Genomic DNA, 17,370 nt, shown 5'->3' with positions numbered 1-17,370 from the left:
GGCCTCAGCGCCCGCGCCGCCGCATGTACAGGTCGAAGGCGCGGTAGACCAGCGGTCGCAGCGGCAGATCCCACTCCCCGACGTACCGCACCGCCCACCCCCCGGTGCCGACCTTGAACCGGATCAGGCCCACATGCGGATCAGCGGCGTCGAGCGTCGGCGTGATGCCCCGCAGGTCGTACACGTCGCAGCCCGCCGCCATAGCGTCACAGATCATCGCCCACTGGCACGCGTTGGAACCCCGCACCTCGCGCTTGGCCGTCGACGAGGCGCCGTACGCGTACCAGGCATGCGCGCCGACCCGCACCAGGATCGTGGCGGCCACCAACTCACCCTCGTGGCGCGCAAGATAGAGCGCGATCCGCCCGGGATCCTCGGCACTCAACTCCGCGAACATTGTCTCGAAGTACGCCGGCGGTCGCGCCCGGAATCCGTCGCGCGCGGCGGTGTGCACGTAGAGCTCGTGGAATGCCGCGAGGTCCGACGCGCCACCGACCGCGACCTCGACCCCCGCCTTCGCGGCCCTCTTGATGTTGCGGCGCCACTGCTGGTTCATGCCCTTCAGGACGTCGTCCTCGGATCTTCCCGCCAGCGGCACCTCGTACGTGAACTGCGGCTGCCCGGCACCGAACCCGTCCTCAGGGCTCTGCGGCAGCCAACCGGCCGCCTGGAGCCGTCGGCTCACCTCGGCACCGACCGGATCGATGTGCCCGTCGGGCAGTCCGGTGAGCCGCCGCGTCCCCGGATCGGCCACGCCGTCCTTGATCTGCGCCGCATCCCAGGTGTGCGTCCGCACCGGCGGGCACAGCCGGATCGCGAACGCGCCGCGGGCCTTGAGATATGCCGCCAGCGGGTCGAACCACGCACCGATGTCCCCGGACCAGGCGATGTCAGGACCCCACGGCAGATACGCAAGCGTGAACCGCGACAGCCCCGGCACCGGCCGATGAAGGACAAGCCCCGCCCCCACAAGCCGCCCGCCGTCGAACCATCCGAGCGACTCACTGCGCCACTCCGTCTTCACCCGCCCCCACGCCGGGGTCTGCACGAAGTTCACCGACCGCCGCGCCCGCACGAAGGCCAGGTGCTCGGCGTCGCTGATCGGCGCCACGGTCAGCGTCACAGGGAGGGACACGGGTGCTGGTTCACGGTAGGACATGACGCCAGTCAAATCGGCCCTGTGTTGCCGGCGCGTATCCGCTTTTCGATACGCCGACGATATGCGCCGCTCAGGCGCTCCGCGCCCGCCACAGATCTGCCCACCGGCCCGGCGCGACAGCCGCGCGCCCCCGTCAGGAGTGAGGTCGTCCAGCGGTACGAGGAATCGGTTCGGGAGGGCGTCGGCGAACCTCTCGATGTCGCGGCTCGGCTCGGGCACCGCGCTACTGGCGCCGAGTTCGCGCAGGGTGCGCAGGGTGCGCATAAAGTTACGTCCGTCGACGGGCCGGGCAGCGATCCGCGTGGCCACGAAGCTGCCTGCACGAGGCATGCGACCGCATCGACAACGTGGACCCGAAGACGGAGACCGTCAGCGCCAACGCCATCACGGGCGTCGTATGGCAGCTCTCCACCACCCGCTGACCCCGCCGAACAGGAGCAGATCTGCATGACGGCGGCGCATATGTCTCGGGCTCGCCGGCGACAAGGCGTTCTTCGCGACCCTGAAGCAGTGGACCCACGACCACCGCTACTCCAACGCGGCCTGGCCGCAGTTCGAGGCGCTCACCCAGAAGGTCTCCGGAAAGAACCTCACCGGCTTCTTCGACGCCTGGGCACACAGCACGAAGATCCCGGAGAAGAAGTACCTCTACCCGGGCCCGCTGGCGAAATAGAAGTGACACGGCCGAGAACGACACCGTCCACATCATTACTTTGTCGTTCGGCAAGGGTGACAACGCGGTCGGGAATCCTGCCGAGCAGGGCCCCACGGGCCACTCGCCGCTCTCATGCAGGCGGCTACCGCATTGCCCGGTCCGAGCGAAGGCTCGGCGAGGCTCCGGTGGCCGGGAATACTCTTGGGGCGGCCGGCAGCGGTGCCGGGACTGGGCGCGGCAGTGGCGGCGGGCTAGGTTGAGGCCAGGTGATCATCGTCTGGGGGATTGTCGTGGCAGGCCAAGATCTGCGTGCACTGTTCAGCTCGAACGACCAGGCCCTCGCCGCCCGGGAGGCGTTCACCAACCGTCAGGCGCAGTGGGAGGCGGTCGCAGCCGCACTGACCGGGCACCTGCACCGCGTCGCCGACGTCAGCTTCGACGTCGAAGACCTCGAAGCCGCCCGGGACAACGTTCTCGTATTCCACGGGGTCGGCGGTATCGGCAAGACGACGCTGTCCCGCAAACTCGAAGCCGCCCTCGCGCTCAGCGCGGACCGGCCCGCCCAGTGGGGCGAGCCCCCCTGGCCCGACGGGCGAGTCCTGCCGGTGCGCATCGACCTGGCCCGCTCGGCGGGCATGGACTTCGAACGCGTCGTGCTGACCCTGCGGCTCGCGCTCACCGCGCTCGGACGGCCCCTCCCCGCCTTCGACCTGGCACTGCGCCGCTACTGGGAACACACCCACCCGGGCGAGCCGCTGGAGGAGTACCTGCGCCGCGACGGCTGGGCGAACCGGTTCGGCAAGGTGCTGCCACAGCAGCTGCAGTCCGCGCTCGGCGAGGTCGCCGGCGCCTTGGCCCTGCCCGGCATGGTGGGCTCGGCGGTCGGCCAGGTAACCGAGGCCCTGGTGCGGGCGCTGCGCGAGCGTCGCCAATCCGTGCGCGCTCTGGCCGGCTGCGCCCGCCTGGCCGACCTCCTGGAGGCCGAGGCCGACTTGGACGCGCTGTCCTTCTACCCGCACCTGCTCGCCTGGGAGCTCGCCCGCCTCCCCGCGAAGAAGGCCGTTGTGCCGGTGGTGCTGCTGGACACCTTCGAGGACATCGGTGACCGCACCCACCGGGACCTGGAGCGGCTGCTCCAGCGGGTGGTGTGGCTGATGCCGAACGTCCTGTTCGTCGTCACCGGACGCAGCCGCCTGCAATGGGCGGACGAGGCTCTGCAGGGGCAGCTCGACTGGACCGGACCGAGCGCTTGGCCCGGCCTGGCCGCCCACGACATCCGGCCCGCCGGCACCGCCACGCCCAGCCACGGGCGTGGGCGCCAGGTTCTGATCGGCGACTTCTCCCCCGAGGACTGCGGCGACTACCTCGCCCACCGCCTCTCCCGCAACGGGCAGCCGCTCATCAGCGCCGACGTCCGGGAGGTCATCACCACCCGCTCGCACGGCCTGCCCCTCTACCTCGACCTAGCCGTCATGCGGTTCCTGCAACTGCGCCGCAGCGGCCATACCCCGGCCCCGGCCGACTTCGATCACGCCTTCCCCGCCCTGATCGCCCGCACCCTCAGCGACCTCACCCCCGAAGAACGGCACGTTCTGCGCTCGGTCAGTCTCCTCGACGCCTTCGACGTGGCCCTGGCCACTCGGGCAGCCGGCCTGCCGCACCAAGCGGCGGCCTCACGCCTGACCGAGCGGCCGTTCGTACGCGAGGCCCCGTTCGCCCTGTGGCCCTTCCACCTCCACGGCGTGATCCGCTCCACCCTGCGCACCGCCGACGACCACACCGACGACCGCTGGACGCCGCAGGACTGGCAGCAGGCCGCCGAGCGGGCCTTCACTGCACTGGGCGAGCAGTGGCGCACCGCCCCGTCCGACCGCCGCCTGCTCGTCGGCTGTCTGCGCCAGGGACTGCGCCTCGCCCGCGACTTCCCGATCGGCCTCGGCTGGCTCTCCGACGCGGCCTGGAACTACGTCAGCGACTCCGTCTGGGAGCCCCTCGCCCCACCCGCCACACCGGAGCCACCCGGCGACGGCGCGCCGCGTACGGCCGCTGACGCCCTGGTCGGACTGCTCAGCACCCTCGCCCGCCGCCAGCACGAGCACCGCGAGCGCACCGCCGCCCGCCTGACCGCCGTCGCCGACACCGGCCTACTCCCCGCCGATCTGACGGAGATGGCTCTCTACTACCGGGCCAAAGCCCACCGCGACCTCGGTCAGTCCGACGCCTCCCGGGCCGCGATGCAGCGTGTCGCCGACGGCGGCGGCCGCCTCGCCCCCGCCGCCCGTCGCGGCCTGGCCCACCTCGCCCGCATCGCCGGCGACTTCCCCACTGCTCTGGCCGCCGCCCGAACCCTGGGCTGGGAAGGCCGGCACCACCGGGTCATGGGCGACATCCAGTGGCCCCACGGTGCCATCGATGAGGCTGTGGCCGCGTACGCGGCGGCACGGGACGAAGCCGAGCAGCACGGCGTCGCAGGGGAACGTGCGACCTCCCAGGCCCACCTCACCCTCGCCCTCTCCTTCGCCGACCCCAACCGGACCGCCGACGAACTCCTCTACGCCCAGCAGCTTCTCGACAGCCTCGACCTGCGCGCCACCACCCTCACCACCCACATCGCCGCCCTCATCCGCGACGCCGGCACCGACAGCGTCGAAGACCGCGCCCGTACCCTGCGCACCGAGATCGACGTCGCCGGCCTCACCGCACTCCGGGCCCCCCTCGAACTCGCCCGATGCTTCCACCACGCTGTCCGCGGCGCCCACCGCGACCTGGCCGCCGCCACCGACCGGCTCGGCGAACTGACCCGCGACGGCGACTACGCCTACTACACCGACATCGCCCACTTCATGGCCGGCCTCCCGCTCCCGGCCCGGCCGGCCTCAACCGTGCGGTGGATCGACGGGGAACAAGCCACCCGTGACCGCTGGCGCACCCTGGTCACCACCCGGCGCGGAGGGAACAGATGATGGCACTCCTCATCATGGCTGTCGTCCTGGTGGCCATCATGACCACGACCGCCTGTACTTGAAGGCCGGTAGGAACCGCGCAGAGAGTGCTGCCGGATGTCACATGATGTGGCACCCGGGCCGATCTGGCCGTCCGCTGTGCCGCGTGCATGAGGTGAGTGACCTAAGGTCCCGTGGAGGCATGACGCCGGCCAAGGCGGTCGAGACTGTCGAGACGCCCCGCCGACGGTACGCCGGAACTCCCCGGTCCAGCCTACTCGTTGACCGTTACGGCACTGGCCGAGGCGGACACCAGCGAATGGTCTTCCGTTGCCGGTCCGTGAACGGTCCCGGGAGGTCGCCGCGTAGGTGAACCGACGCGTTCGTCAACGCCTCGCGGGCCGGGCGGGACCGAGCCCGCCCCGGGCGACCCTCTTCCGTCGTCCGGCTGCCGAGGCGGGTCGCGCACACCGCTGAGGGTGGCCCGGCCCCTACAACTCGGGGACTATCCGCGAGTGTTGTGTCATCCCCAGGGTGGATGGAAGGCGCAGCCCGGCGGTGGATCCGTATGCGTGGCCGGTTCCTGAAAGATCATTCCTGTCCGAACATGCGACCGGAAGGATCGATATCGTGCGCAGAAGACGTCTCGCGCCCCTGTTCGCCGTGAGTGTCACGGCGACGCTGGCTCCCGCACTCGCCACCTCGACGGCCACCGCCGCTCCGGCGGCCGCCCCGTCGACCGCCTCCTCGTCCGCCGCCAAGGGTGCGCTGGACTGGTACGTAAAGCAGAAGCCGCAGTGGAAGCGGTGCGAAGCCGACTCTCCGGCGGAGTACGAGTGCGCCACGATCAAGGTCCCGCTGGACTACCGGGCTCTCGGGGGCAAGCGGATCGACTTGGCCATATCCCGGATCAAGAGCACCGCGCCCGGCAAGCGGCACGGCGTCCTGTTCTCCAACCCCGGCGGCCCCGGGGGGCCGGGGCGCTACATGCCGATGACGATGCAGAAGAAACTCCCCGAGTCCGCGCGGCAGAAGTACGACCTCATCGGCTTCGATCCGCGCGGTGTGGGAGAGAGCAGCCCGCTCTCCTGCGGTCTGAAACCGGAGGAGGAGAACTGGCTGCGGCCGTACAAGGAGAAGACGTTCGACAAGGACGTCTCCTGGGCGCGTGACGTCGCGAACAAGTGCAAGGAGAAGGCGGGCGACACACTCCCGCACATCACTACGCGCAACACCGCACGCGACATGGACCTGCTCCGGGCGATCCTCGGCGAGAAGAAGATCTCGTACGTGGGCTACTCGTACGGCACCTACCTGGGCGCCGTCTACACCCAGCTCTTCCCGGGCCGGACCGACCGGTTCGTGCTGGACAGCGCGGTCGATCCGGCGCACGCCTGGCGAGGGATGATCCAGTGGTGGGCGAAGGGCGCCGAGCCCGCGTTCGACCGGTGGACCGAGTGGGCCGCCGAGCGTTCGGAGAAGTACGGCCTCGGTGACACCCCGAAGGAGGTCGGCCGGACCTTCTGGGACCTGGTCGCGCAGGCCGACGAGAAGCCCATCGAGATAGAGGGGCAGCCGAACACCGGCGATGACATCCGGAGCGGTTTGCGCGGGGCGGTCTTCACCCCGGAGTACGCCACCGAGGGGGTCGTGGAGCTGAAGAAGGCCGCGGCCGGCAAGCCCGCCTCCGCGAAGAAGCTCGCGGCGTTCGCCAGGCCCGAGGGAACCAGGACGTCAGGCTCCGCCCACGCCGCCGAGGTCCCGTCCGACAACACGTTGTCGAGCTTCTGGGCCGTGGTGTGCGGCGACAACTCGGCCGCGTGGTCACACGATCCTGAGAGCTACCGGAAGGACGCCATCGAGGACAAGGGCCGCTACCCGCTCTACGGTGACTTCGCGTCCAGCGTCAAACCCTGTGCGTTCTGGAACAAGTCCGTGGAACCGGCGACCAAGGTGCACAACAAGACCGGCTCCCTGATCGTCCAGAACGAGTGGGACCCGCAGACTCCGCTGCCCAGCGGTCAGGCCCTGCACGCCGACCTGAAGCGCTCGAAAATGGTCACCGTCCTCGGCGGCGAGGGCCATGGCGTCTACCCGAACGGCAACGCGTGCACGGACGGCACGGTCACCGACTACCTGCTCACCGGCAAACTCCCGGCGAAGGACGTGACCTGCGACGCGACGGCCGACTCGAACGCGCAGGCCCGGAAGAACCAGAAGCGCGACGCGCTCCCCGGCTCTCCGCTCCCGGGGCGCGCCCCGGACCGCTTCTGAGCCCGACCCCATCCAACATCGTCCCATCACCCATCGCCACATGACCCACTGAAGGTGGGGCGGGGCCTCCTGACCGGGCCCCGCCCCCCGTGCGCCGTCAGCACCGGAGTCGTAGGAAACCGGTTCGTCAGGCCCTCAGGCGGTGCGCCACGGGCGGCCGGTGCACGCCTCTCGACGCGCCCTGCTCCGTGAACAGTCCGATCTGACCTGGTCGTGCTTCGACTGCCACCCGCAACAGCCGGAGCCCGCGGCTGCTCCCCGACTCCGGGACCGGACCGCACCGGGCGCGGCCGGTGACTCGTACGAGCGGCAACGGCCGATGCAGCGCGTCAGCCACGCCCCGCAACGCACCCGCACGGCGAGCAGGAGACGGCAACGCTACGTGGCCGCACTCCAGCTCGAAGTGCGACAGCCGGCCGACGGGCCAGCACACGCGACTCCGGAGGAACAGCGGGGTCAGCTTCCCGGAGTCAGTTTGCGGTTGGTCCCGGACCGTCCGATGTCCAGGTCCAGGATGCTCGTCAGGGCCGTCCCGCTGTTCCAGAACCCGAGCAGGTCCACATCGACGAGCACCAGCCGGTGCCGGGCGGCGAAGGTTCGGGCCTGCTTGGTGAACTTGCACGACGCGACGAAGAGAGGGATGTCCGCTCCGTGCTCGCTACGGGCGGTGCCGTTGAACTTCTGGAGGTCCGGGCTGCCGACCGTGCGGTGCTTCGCGTACCGCTTGCACTGCACCACCAGCCTGCGGCCGTCCGGCAGCCGGCCCATCACATCGGCCCCCAGATCGTTGGCGCCGCCGACGCGCCGCACTTCGGTGCAGCCGTCCCTGCGGCACAACTCCGCGACGTACTCCTCGAACTCGCGGTCTCCCAACAACCAGACCGCCTCCATCGACCTCAGGGCCTGGACGCGATCCTGCTCCGCGAGCCGCACCTGCTCGGCACGCGCCTCACGACGCCCGGCACGCACCAGTCCCCCGATCAACAGCGCCCCGGCCGCAACGGCCGACACCACCAGAAGCACCGTTCCCATGTTCCGCCCCTCCCTGGATCGGATCCCGCGCGTTCTACGCTCCCCATCCGGGGGCAGCTCTACCCGCCCGGCCAAGGCGCTCCTGCCGCCGGAAGCGGCCGGGCACGGTGCGGTGCGGTGCGGTGCGGTGCGTACCAAGGGCGCTCATCCGCCGCATGGTCACCGCCGAGACCGCCGAGACCGCCGAAGCCGTCGAAGCCGTCGAGACCGCCGTGACAGACGGAGTCACAGGCAGACACGCCCGCTTACCACTCGCTCCTGTACATCCCCGCCTTCGGCGGAGTCGAGGCCGTACAGGCTGGTATCACCCATCACGACGATTGGCTGAGCAGCGTGTGCATTTGTGCCACGATTCAAGGGCAGGCGAAGCCGAGGAATCCATCGGCTACCGCAGGTCGCATACTTGTGTGATGAGCTCGATCTCCACTCCACTGCGGTTTCGGGATTCGCGCAGCACGAAGTATGACTTCCTGAAGTCCGTCCTTGTCCGCTGCCCTGCCTGCGACAGGGCTGCGCATGTGGTGCCGGCCCCGGATTCGGCTGATGCGCATGACCAGGACCTGTTCGCACCGCGGCGTCTTGTCTGTCGTAGCTGCGGGTTCTCCCGCGAGTGGGTCCGTGGGTGTGTGGCCTTCCACCGAGATGGCTGTGAGCCTGCCGCGGATCCGTATTTCCATGTCCGGCTGTGGCTGCAGACCGAGACCAGGCACGGGTGGGTATGGGCTTACAACCTGGAACATCTGGACTTGATCAGACGGTTCGTTCAGGCCCCGCTGCGCGAGCATGCCCCTTGGCACGACCACGGCCGGAAAATGACGGTGGTGGCCCGCTTGCCCGCGTGGATGAAACAAGCGAAGAACCGCGATGAGGTAATGCGCGCCATCACCCGCATTCACGCCTCACTGATCCATGACTGATCCGCGACCACTCACGCACCGAGGCTTCGTACCAGCCTGCCTGCCCACGCCATAACGGATGGCCCGCTGTCGGAGGAGGCCCGCTCGATCGACTCATGCCAGAGGCTGGAGCACAGGACAGCCACAGCCCTGTACGTGCGGCGTGCGGCCGACCGGCGCCACGCTCGTGAGCGAGGCGGTGACCCGGCGGTCTCCCTGAACCAGCCGGAGGCGGCAGCGCCGACAGGCACCGATCGGACTGCTCGGCCTCGGCTCTCGGGAAGGCAGCGAGCCGTCCGGGCAGGATGGGCTCCCATGACGGGTAGAAAAGACCAGCTCATGGTTTTGCTGCAGCGGGCGGGACTGGAAGTCGTGGGTGGCTGGCGGGTCGAGGAGGTGCTGCCGCCCCGGGTCGCTTGGCGACCGGTCATCTCGTGTACCGCCAAACCGACCGTGGCTGTGCGAGGGGACCTGCCCGACCTGGTCGTCGATCTCAACGCAGAGTGGCACCGGCTCGCGGTCGGCAACGGGATCATCGGTGAGGACGGCGTGTTCCTCATCGATGTCGCCGGCGTCTGGACGGGCTGCGGGCCGAGGCGCTGGACGAGGGTGCGGCTCACCGGTCGGTGGGACCTCACCGGAGTCCTCGGCGAACGGCCCGGGCAGCCGGAGTTCGTCACCCTGTCGACGGACGGAAACACCCTGCTCGGGGCAACCACCGAGGAGGACGAGGTCTGGTTCGTCATGCTGGACCGCATCGGAGAGTGGCAAGATGCGGTCGCACGGGCGGCGGTCCAAGAAACGCTGGAGGAGCGGAAGGCCGCTTGGGCGGCGATGTTCCAGGGGCCGGGGCCTTCCAAGAAACTGCGCGAGATGTGGGCGAACGGACTGGCGCTCAACCCGGCCGCACCCGAAAACCTGCGCGCCCGTCTCCTGGGCCTGTCGCACTACCTCCTGTGGCGCCCCCTGCCGGAGGCGGTTGTCGAAGCGGCCATGAAGCACCCGGAGCGGAAGCAGCGGCAGTCGCTGGCCGAGGCCCAGCCGAACATCACCGCTGAGCAGTGGGCCCGCCTGATCCTGGGCGAACAGGACCCCCGGGACCGGTGGATCCTCACCATGATGGCGGCGGACCGGCATGCCGAACTCACCGACGCCGCGTACGAGCAGCTCGCTGCGGACTCGTCCGCACGGGTCCGCGAAGAAGCCATTCGTCTCCCCGCGCCGCCCCTCCGGATACGCACCGCCCTGGTTGCCGACGCCGAACCGTCCGTACGGGCCGCGGCCTGCCGGAGGGCTTGGGCCTATGTGAGCGTTTCGGCCCAGCACGAGCTGCTGGGGGACCCCGTCGACACGGTTCGCACGGAGGCACTGCTCCACTACCACCAGGAGCACCCGATGCCCCGATCGGTCTTCGACACCGTGGAACGTCAAGAGCGTGTGGTGGAGACCTGCCGTCTGGAACGCGACCTCGCCGAGCACCTGGCCCGTCACGGCCGGCCGGCCCAGCGCCGCTCCCTCGCGGGCAACCCTCACCTGGATCCGGACTTGGTCGGCCTCCTCGCCCGGGATCCCGTCGAGAACGTCCGCTCTGTGGTGGCCACGCGCTCCGACCTCACCGAGGAGCAGCGAGCGGGCATGCCCATCGACTTCGAGCCGTGCCTCCACTACGCCGCGCTCGACTGGGTCATGGCGCTGCACGAGGATCCCGGCGCCATGCGCCGCCTGGCCGCCTCCTCCCACCCCCTCGTGCGCAGAAGTGTCGCCCGAGCCCGGCGCCTCCCGGCGGACGTCGTCGAACGCCTTGCCCGCGACGAGGACAGCGTCGTCCAGCTCTTCCTCGCGGAGTCCTGCGACGACGCGCCCGCGGACATGCTGTTGAGGGTGTGGCAGTGGTGGACCGGCAGCCAAAGCACCCCCGATCGCCCCTGCGGCCATCCGAACTTCCCCCGTCGCGACCTGCTCCGCTACGCCGACTACCCGAGCCCGCGGATGCGCCAACTGGCCCTGGACGACCCGGAGTCGACCGCCGAACTGGTTGAGCGGTTCAGCCGGGACAGTGATGCGGAAGTGCGGTACCGGGCCGCGAGCGCCCCCCGGCTGTCAGCCGCGTCGGCAGTGCGACTGCTCGACGACCCGCATGGGAACGTGCGCCACGTGGCCGCCCAGCATCCCGGACTGCCGGCACACGTGCTGATCCGGCTGCTGCGGGACGCCGACACCGCGCAGGAGGCAGCCGCGCACCCCGGGTTGCCCGTCCTCACCATGGAACAGATGCTCCAGCGCATCCAGCCTCCCGCCGGTGCCACATCCGGGCCATGATCCGGCAGCACTACGGCCGTTCCACAGCTTCTGGCAGCCCGGACCGCCAATAGCTCGAACGTGTTCGGAGTGTGGCGCCGGTGGGCTGTGGCCCCTCCTCCGGGCTACCGCCTTCGCCCGCGTCACCGACCGCGTACGGCGTGGCAGACCCGCGTCACCCGCCGCGTACGGTGTCGAAAAACCGCACCACCTTTGGTGCCGCCGCCTTGAACGATCCACCGTGGGACACGCCCCCTTGGTTCACCACCGGCGCCCGCGTCCCGTGTTCGGCCAGTTGCGCGGCACAGCTGCCCGCGTTCCCCATGGGTACGTCCGTGTCGCCGGCGGCGGCGTACAGCCGTACCGGCACGGTCGGCTTCCAGTCGCAGGTGTGGTCGGCGGCGCGCATGGCCTCCAGCAGGCTCCCGGTGGGATGCCGGATCTTCGCGCGGAAGGCGGGGGTGAGCATCTTCTCCACCGTGGCGGGCAGCGCTTGCAGGATCGTCTCCTCCCCGTGCTCGCCGTCGTACAGTTCCTCGACCCATTGCCCGTACGGTGCGCGGAACGCTTCGGCCGGGTCCTTGTACAGAGGGTGCACGCGGTTCTGGGCGACCAGCCAGTACGAGGTGTAGAGGACGCCGCTGGTGTCGTTGACCCGGCCGTCGAACAGCGCCGGGATCTCCTCCCCCTCCAGGTCGTACGGGCCGCTGATCGGAGCCAGTGCCTTCAGCCGGAAGTGCCGGTCAGCTCCCCCTTGAAGGGCCCGCCCGAGCGCCATCGCGACCTGGCCGCCCTGGGAGAAGCCGGTCGCGTAGACGTCGCCGGTGAGCGGGCGGCCGAGACCTTCCGCCGCGGTACGGGCCACTCGCAGCATGTCGACCGACGCCGTCACCGCGGAGCGGGTGTGCATGTACGGGTGACGGCCGGGGCCCTGGCCGAGGCCCAGGTAGTCGGGCGCGGCGACCGCCCGTCCGGCGCTCGCGTTCAGATAGGAGGGGACGCGTCCCAAGTCGTCCTCGACGGAGGGCGCGTAGGAACGGTTCACCATCGTGCCGTGCGTGTCGGAGACCAGGTCGAGGCGGTGGCCGCCGCCGGTGGGAAGTGTGAGCAGACCGGTGGCCGTGGTGGGCCGGCCGTAGGGGTCGACGGTCCGGTACGTCAGCCGGTACGAGCGCACGCCGTACCGTACCGAGTCGGTGGCCACGTCGCGCTCGGCGAGGAACCGCTCGACCTGCCCGGCGCCGCGGACGGCGACCGGCGTGACGGAGACCAGCGCCCCTCGGGAGGCGGCGGCGGTCTCCGCTCCCCGGGAAAGCCCCCGGGGCTCCCCCGCCGCGACCGCCGGTGTCGCGGCGACCGCGGCCAGCAGCAGGGCTGCGGCAGCGGCGATCCTCCGCCGCGTCCGCCAACTCTGGTTACTCCAGATGGGGTTGGCGGTCCCGTACGTCTCGTCTCTCATGCCCCGAACGCTACGGACGCGCCGATCGCCCCGACATCCGAGAACCCCCCACCCCTGGGGTGGTCTTGAGGCCACCCCAGGGTCCGCTGGCCGGAGCCCCAGGGCCCGCTGACCGGATGCCGATGGATGCCGATGGTGCGGCGTCGGCCGAGGCCGCGATTGATCCAGCAGACGACCGTGAGCAACCCGATCGACGCGCGCCGCGTGCTCTCCGGGTCGGTGCGGTACCGCTGAGGCCGGGGCCACAGCGAATGGGATGCACCGCAAGAATTTCCGTCGAAGTGCCGCTGTCCTGATATGTTCTGCGCCCTACAGCGACGAACGGGGAAACGGTGGAGGGGATAGCTTGTGTAGCGCCGCAGGTGCGTAGCCGCCTTGTTGTGCGCTTCGGATCAGAAGTTTTGGGCTGGTGCGATCGACTGCCGACGCTGGTCGAGCAGTTGGTGAATCGCTGGGACCTGACCGTCCTCGCAGCGGGCGGAGGCAGCACCTCACGGGTGTTCCGCTGTGCACAGCGGGACGGCGGGGCGACTGTGTGGCTGAAGCTCACCCCTGACATCGAGATCGCCGCCGGAGAGGCAGAGGCGCTGCGCGCCTGGGCCGCCACACCGTCGGTCGTCGAACTCCTGGCGGAGGATCTGACCGTCGGGGCCCTGCTGCTGGAGGACGTGAAGCCAGGAACACCGATGAGGCAGCTCACCTGGAGTCTGCCGGAAGTGGCGGTCCTGCTGCGGGAACTGCGCGTTCCTTCCCCTGCTCGTGGGCAAGGGTCCGTACTACAGCCCCTTGCGCACCGAGTGGTCTTCCTCTTCGAGCTCGCCGACCGCCGGCTGTCGAACGCCGGTCTGAGCGAGGTGTTCGACCCGGCGGTACTCAACCGGGCTCGCGCAGCCGCCCTGGATCTCGCCGGCGGCGGCACGGCGGGACTCGTGCACGGTGATCTTCATCCGGCCAATGTGCTGTCCGGGCCCGGACAGCACATGGTCGCGATCGATCCCCGGCCCGCGCTGGGCGACCCCGACTTCGACGCCGTGGACTGGGTGATGGCCGGAGTGGAGGAGCTCGCCGAACTGGAGCGGAACGTCGAGGAACTGGCGGCTCTGGTCCCCGGCCAATCTTCCGGTCGCGTACTGGCCTGGTGCCGCGCTGTCGCTGTCGTGGATGCGGTCACCAGACTCTGTGCGGGTCGGGACGATGCCGAAACCCGGTTCCTCGTGGCGCTGGCTCGCGGCTGAGCGGCAGCTCTCGTCCATGAACAAGGGCCGCACCCGCGGGGAGTGCTGGAGGGCCCGGCAGAACAACGGGCAACTCGCCCACCACACACCGACGTCGACACCCCTCCCCCACACAATCGACATCCGCCAACCCTGAACAGTGCTGAACCGGGTGTGGTGATCGGCGATCTCGTCGCGCTGACCGTCAGCCACGCCCCGGAGCGGTTCGCGACGTACTCCAGCGCCGAGTCAGTTCCAGCACTTGACCAGGCCCCTGTGGCGAATGGGCCGACCGGCGGCCTTCTCGACGGGTGTCGGCCGCCTCAGTGAGGCACGCACGTTCCCCTTCGAGCGGCCTGTCGGCCTGGAAGATGGAGTTGTTCCTGCCGTGGGCGAGCCATGCTCAGCTCCGGGCTCGCCCCGCGTCGGTGATCGGCGATCGGCGACGTCGGAGTTGAGCAGCACGCTCGCGCGTATCCGGTGCCGGTGCCGGTGCCGGTGCCGGTGCCGGTGCCGGTGCCGGTGCCGGTGCCGGTCGAGGCTGTCGATCAGCCATCGGACGCCTTCCCGGTGCCATCGTCGCGTCAGCCGCAATTCGACGGACCCGGGGCCAGTGGTGCGGCGTCCGTCCGGGAAGGGGCTCGTCGCGGGGTGGCAGATCCGATAGGGCTTCTCGCTATTCGGCGCCCAGTAGGGGCGGTTCGGGCGCCTTCGGGCCGGCGAGTGGGGCCGCGCTCGACAATCGGGCTGTAGTCGTAGAGCCGGATGCCCATCAGTGCTCACCTCACATCTGATGCGGTCTTCGGCTGCGTATGGTGTACAGGCTCGAACCGCTACATAAATGCGAAGGCCAATGGGAACGGCCATGGGTTGGGCTGGGGCACGTGCGCATCGGGGAACTGTCGCGGCGCACGAGTATGTGCCGCCGCCCCCTTCACTGCTACGAGGAACAAGAACTGGTCGCTGTCCGCCGCTCCTCGAACGGGTAACGCGTGTACGTCGAACGCTCCGTGGGACGGGTTCTGCAGAGCAGAGGACTGCTCGACGCCGGGCCGCCGGCCCGGATCATCAGGGAGGTATTGCCGTGCCTCGACAAGCCCCGGGCCAGCTATTCGCCCGACGTCACGCCGGAGTTGCCGGCCACGCTGGAACACGAATGCGACCGTATGAGACAACGCCTCCAGTGCCTGGCACGCGACCGGGACGCGATAGCCGCCTGTCTCGACGCAGTGCGCAGGAGGGTTCAGGGGTAAAGGTGGTCTGCGGCTCTGCTGGTCGATACAGACCGGACAGGTTCCGTAGTGGTCGCACCCGTGCCGACTCCGGAGCGCCGGATGGAAGAACGCCCCCTGGGTGACGGTGGGTTGAGCTCCCGCACCGCCGCTCGGGTCGACGGCTCGTACACCGGAGCCACTGATTCCCGCCCCTCCGGCGGCCACAACGCAGGCCGTCCGTCCGGCGCGCAGGGCATGTAGGGGTCCCTCGTTCCCGTAAGGACCCCGCCGATGTCGTTTCCCAGAGTCGTTTCCCAGAGTCGTTTCCCAGAGCAGTGGCAGAGGTCGACGACGGCCTAGGATCTACCAGTACCATGGCACACCCCCTGGCCTCTGCCCCCTCCTCAAGAGAGCCGAGACGGGTGTTGGCGTCCATCAGGATCAGACCAGACGCCTAGCCTCGCGCTTTCGCGAGTGGGCCTGTCCGGGTCTTGATCAAAAAAGCGGAGAGTGCCGCTGACCTGCAACGATGGGACTTGTCGAGGGTCCTGTCAGCTGCAAGGAAAGAAGCACTCTCCAGGTGAAGAAGCGTAGCGGGTCGTACCCGCGTGTCCGTGTCGAGGGCGGCGGCCGGTCGGTGGTCTCGCAGGCCGGGGCGGTGCTGCTGGTCGAGACTCTCCGCAAGTCCGGCCTGTACACTGCGATATCGGCGGCGCTGGCGTCGTGGCGCAAGCCGCGGGCCGTGCATGATTCGGGCAAGGTCCTGCTGGATGTGGCCCTGGCCGTCGCACTGGGCGGGGACTGCCTGGCCGATGTCGGCCTGCTGCGGGCCGAGCCGGGCGTGTTCGGCCCGGTGGCATCCGATCCGACGGTCCCCCCTCTCATCGACACACTTGCCGCCTCCGGCCCGAAGGCCCTCGCGGCGATCCGGGACGCGCGTTCCCAAGTACGCGGTCGGGTCTGGGAGCTGGCGGGTGAGAACAGTCCGGCTGCCGACGGATCGGTGATCGTGGACATCGACGGCGTGCTGGTCCTCGCGCACTCCGAGAAGCAAGACGCCTCCGCGACCTGGAAGAAGACCTTCGGCCATCACCCGCTCGTCGCGTTCGTCGACCACGGTCAGACCGGGTCCGGCGAGCCGGTGGCCGCCCTGCTGCGGCCCGGCAACGCGGGCTCCAACACCGCCGCCGATCACATCGAGACCACCCGGATCGCCCTGGCCCAACTGCCCAAATCCTTGCGGCGCGGACGGCAGACACTGATCCGTACCGACTCCGCCGGCGGCACCCATGCCTTCCTCGGCTGGCTCACCCGGCCGGGCCGGTGGCTGTCGTATTCGGTGGGAATGACCATCACCGACGCCGTCCATCAGGCCGTGCTGAAGATCCCGAAGAAGGCGTGGACGCCGGCCTATGACGCGGGCGGCACCGAGCGGCCCGGTGCCTGGGTCGCGGAGATCACCGACGTGCCCGACCTGACGACCTGGCCCAAGGGCATGCGACTGATCGTCCGCAAGGAACGGCCGCACCCCGGCGCCCAGTTGCGCTTCACCGACCTCGACGGACTACGGCTGACCTGCTTCGCGACCAACACCAAGGGCGGCCAGCTCGCCGACCTGGAACTACGCCACCGCAGACGGGCTCGCTGCGAGGACCGGATCCGCAATGCCCGCGACACCGGCCTGCGCAACCTGCCCCTGCACGACACCGCGCAGAACCAGATCTGGCTGGAGATCGTCTCCCTCGCACTCGACCTCCTGGCCTGGATGCCGATGCTCGCCCTGACCGGCGACACCCGCCGCCGGGAACCCAAACGCCTTCGTCTGAGGCTGTTCTGTGCCGCCGCACAGATCATCACCACCGGTCGCCGCCGCTGGCTCCGCTTCACCGCTCGGTGGCCCTGGACAGATGTGATCACCCGTGCGATCCAGCGACTCGCAGTCCTACCGAATCCCGGCTGACCAGCAACTTCAACCGCCCGACCAAGCCACGGCAGCACTCCGGAGCCGTGGAACCCGGCGCACACCCGACGCGAGGACGGGCTCTCGACTTGCGCCGACTCCGCAAACACCGCACCAGACACACGCAGAGTCCCCGTCAGCGAACCAACGAGGACTCATGAACGATCGAGGCTAGCCTCGCGCTTTCATGAAGCGAGTTGTCCGACGGGTGGTCAGGTAAGCGAAAAGTGCCTCTGACCAGCAAGAATGAGGATTGTCGAGGTCCTT

General features: G+C 69.7%; 9 protein-coding genes. 6 read left to right on the top strand and 3 right to left on the bottom strand.

Features of this window, described 5'->3' with window-relative positions:
- Positions 1-4: 4 nt before the first annotated feature.
- Positions 5-1,159: a lipid II:glycine glycyltransferase FemX gene (locus AC07AB_RS37695; protein WP_478576620.1), complete on the bottom strand. Its 1,155-nt coding sequence runs from the start codon at positions 1,157-1,159 to the stop codon at positions 5-7.
- Between the two features lie 945 nt (positions 1,160-2,104).
- Here AC07AB_RS37695 and AC07AB_RS37690 point away from each other — a divergent pair.
- Both AC07AB_RS37690 and AC07AB_RS37685 read left to right on the top strand, forming a co-directional pair.
- Positions 2,105-4,777 carry an ATP/GTP-binding protein gene (locus AC07AB_RS37690; RefSeq protein WP_478576618.1) on the top strand — a complete coding sequence of 891 codons (2,673 nt, stop codon included), beginning with the start codon at positions 2,105-2,107 and terminating at the stop codon, positions 4,775-4,777.
- Positions 4,778-5,386: 609 nt separating this feature from the next.
- Entirely contained in the window at positions 5,387-7,030 is a 1,644-nt protein-coding gene (locus AC07AB_RS37685) for an alpha/beta hydrolase (RefSeq protein ID WP_478576616.1), read from the top strand.
- A 456-nt stretch (positions 7,031-7,486) separates the two neighbouring features.
- Here AC07AB_RS37685 and AC07AB_RS37680 read toward each other — a convergent pair whose 3' ends face one another.
- The gene (locus tag AC07AB_RS37680) at positions 7,487-8,062 is read right to left on the bottom strand and encodes a restriction endonuclease (protein WP_478576614.1); all 576 of its coding nucleotides are present in this window, start codon (positions 8,060-8,062) and stop codon (positions 7,487-7,489) included.
- Between the two features lie 410 nt (positions 8,063-8,472).
- On the opposite strand from AC07AB_RS37680, the gene AC07AB_RS37675 reads away from it, so the two are divergent.
- Both AC07AB_RS37675 and AC07AB_RS37670 read left to right on the top strand, forming a co-directional pair.
- On the top strand, positions 8,473-8,979 hold the full coding sequence (locus AC07AB_RS37675) for a hypothetical protein (RefSeq protein ID WP_478576612.1): 507 nt from the start codon (positions 8,473-8,475) through the stop codon (positions 8,977-8,979).
- A 318-nt stretch (positions 8,980-9,297) separates the two neighbouring features.
- Positions 9,298-11,277 (top strand): PE-PGRS family protein, encoded by a 1,980-nt coding sequence (locus tag AC07AB_RS37670; RefSeq protein WP_478576610.1) that lies wholly within the window; start codon positions 9,298-9,300, stop codon positions 11,275-11,277.
- A 154-nt stretch (positions 11,278-11,431) separates the two neighbouring features.
- On the opposite strand, the gene AC07AB_RS37665 is transcribed toward AC07AB_RS37670, so the two are convergent.
- Positions 11,432-12,715 carry an alpha/beta hydrolase family protein gene (locus tag AC07AB_RS37665; RefSeq protein WP_478576609.1) on the bottom strand — a complete coding sequence of 428 codons (1,284 nt, stop codon included), beginning with the start codon at positions 12,713-12,715 and terminating at the stop codon, positions 11,432-11,434.
- Positions 12,716-13,158: 443 nt separating this feature from the next.
- On the opposite strand from AC07AB_RS37665, the gene AC07AB_RS37660 reads away from it, so the two are divergent.
- Together AC07AB_RS37660 and AC07AB_RS37655 are read left to right on the top strand one after the other, a co-directional pair.
- Positions 13,159-13,950, top strand: a complete 792-nt coding sequence (locus tag AC07AB_RS37660) for an aminoglycoside phosphotransferase family protein (RefSeq protein ID WP_478576607.1) — start codon at positions 13,159-13,161, stop codon at positions 13,948-13,950.
- 1,773 nt (positions 13,951-15,723) lie between these two features.
- A complete protein-coding gene (locus AC07AB_RS37655; RefSeq protein ID WP_478576605.1) occupies positions 15,724-17,103 on the top strand; it encodes an IS1380 family transposase in 1,380 nt (459 codons plus the stop codon).
- The last annotated feature ends 267 nt before the right edge of the window (positions 17,104-17,370 follow it).

It is taken from the genome of Streptomyces sp. NPDC044033 (assembly GCF_056434425.1).
Note: the sequence above shows the minus strand (reverse complement) of the source record. Positions and strands in the feature narration are given on the sequence as shown.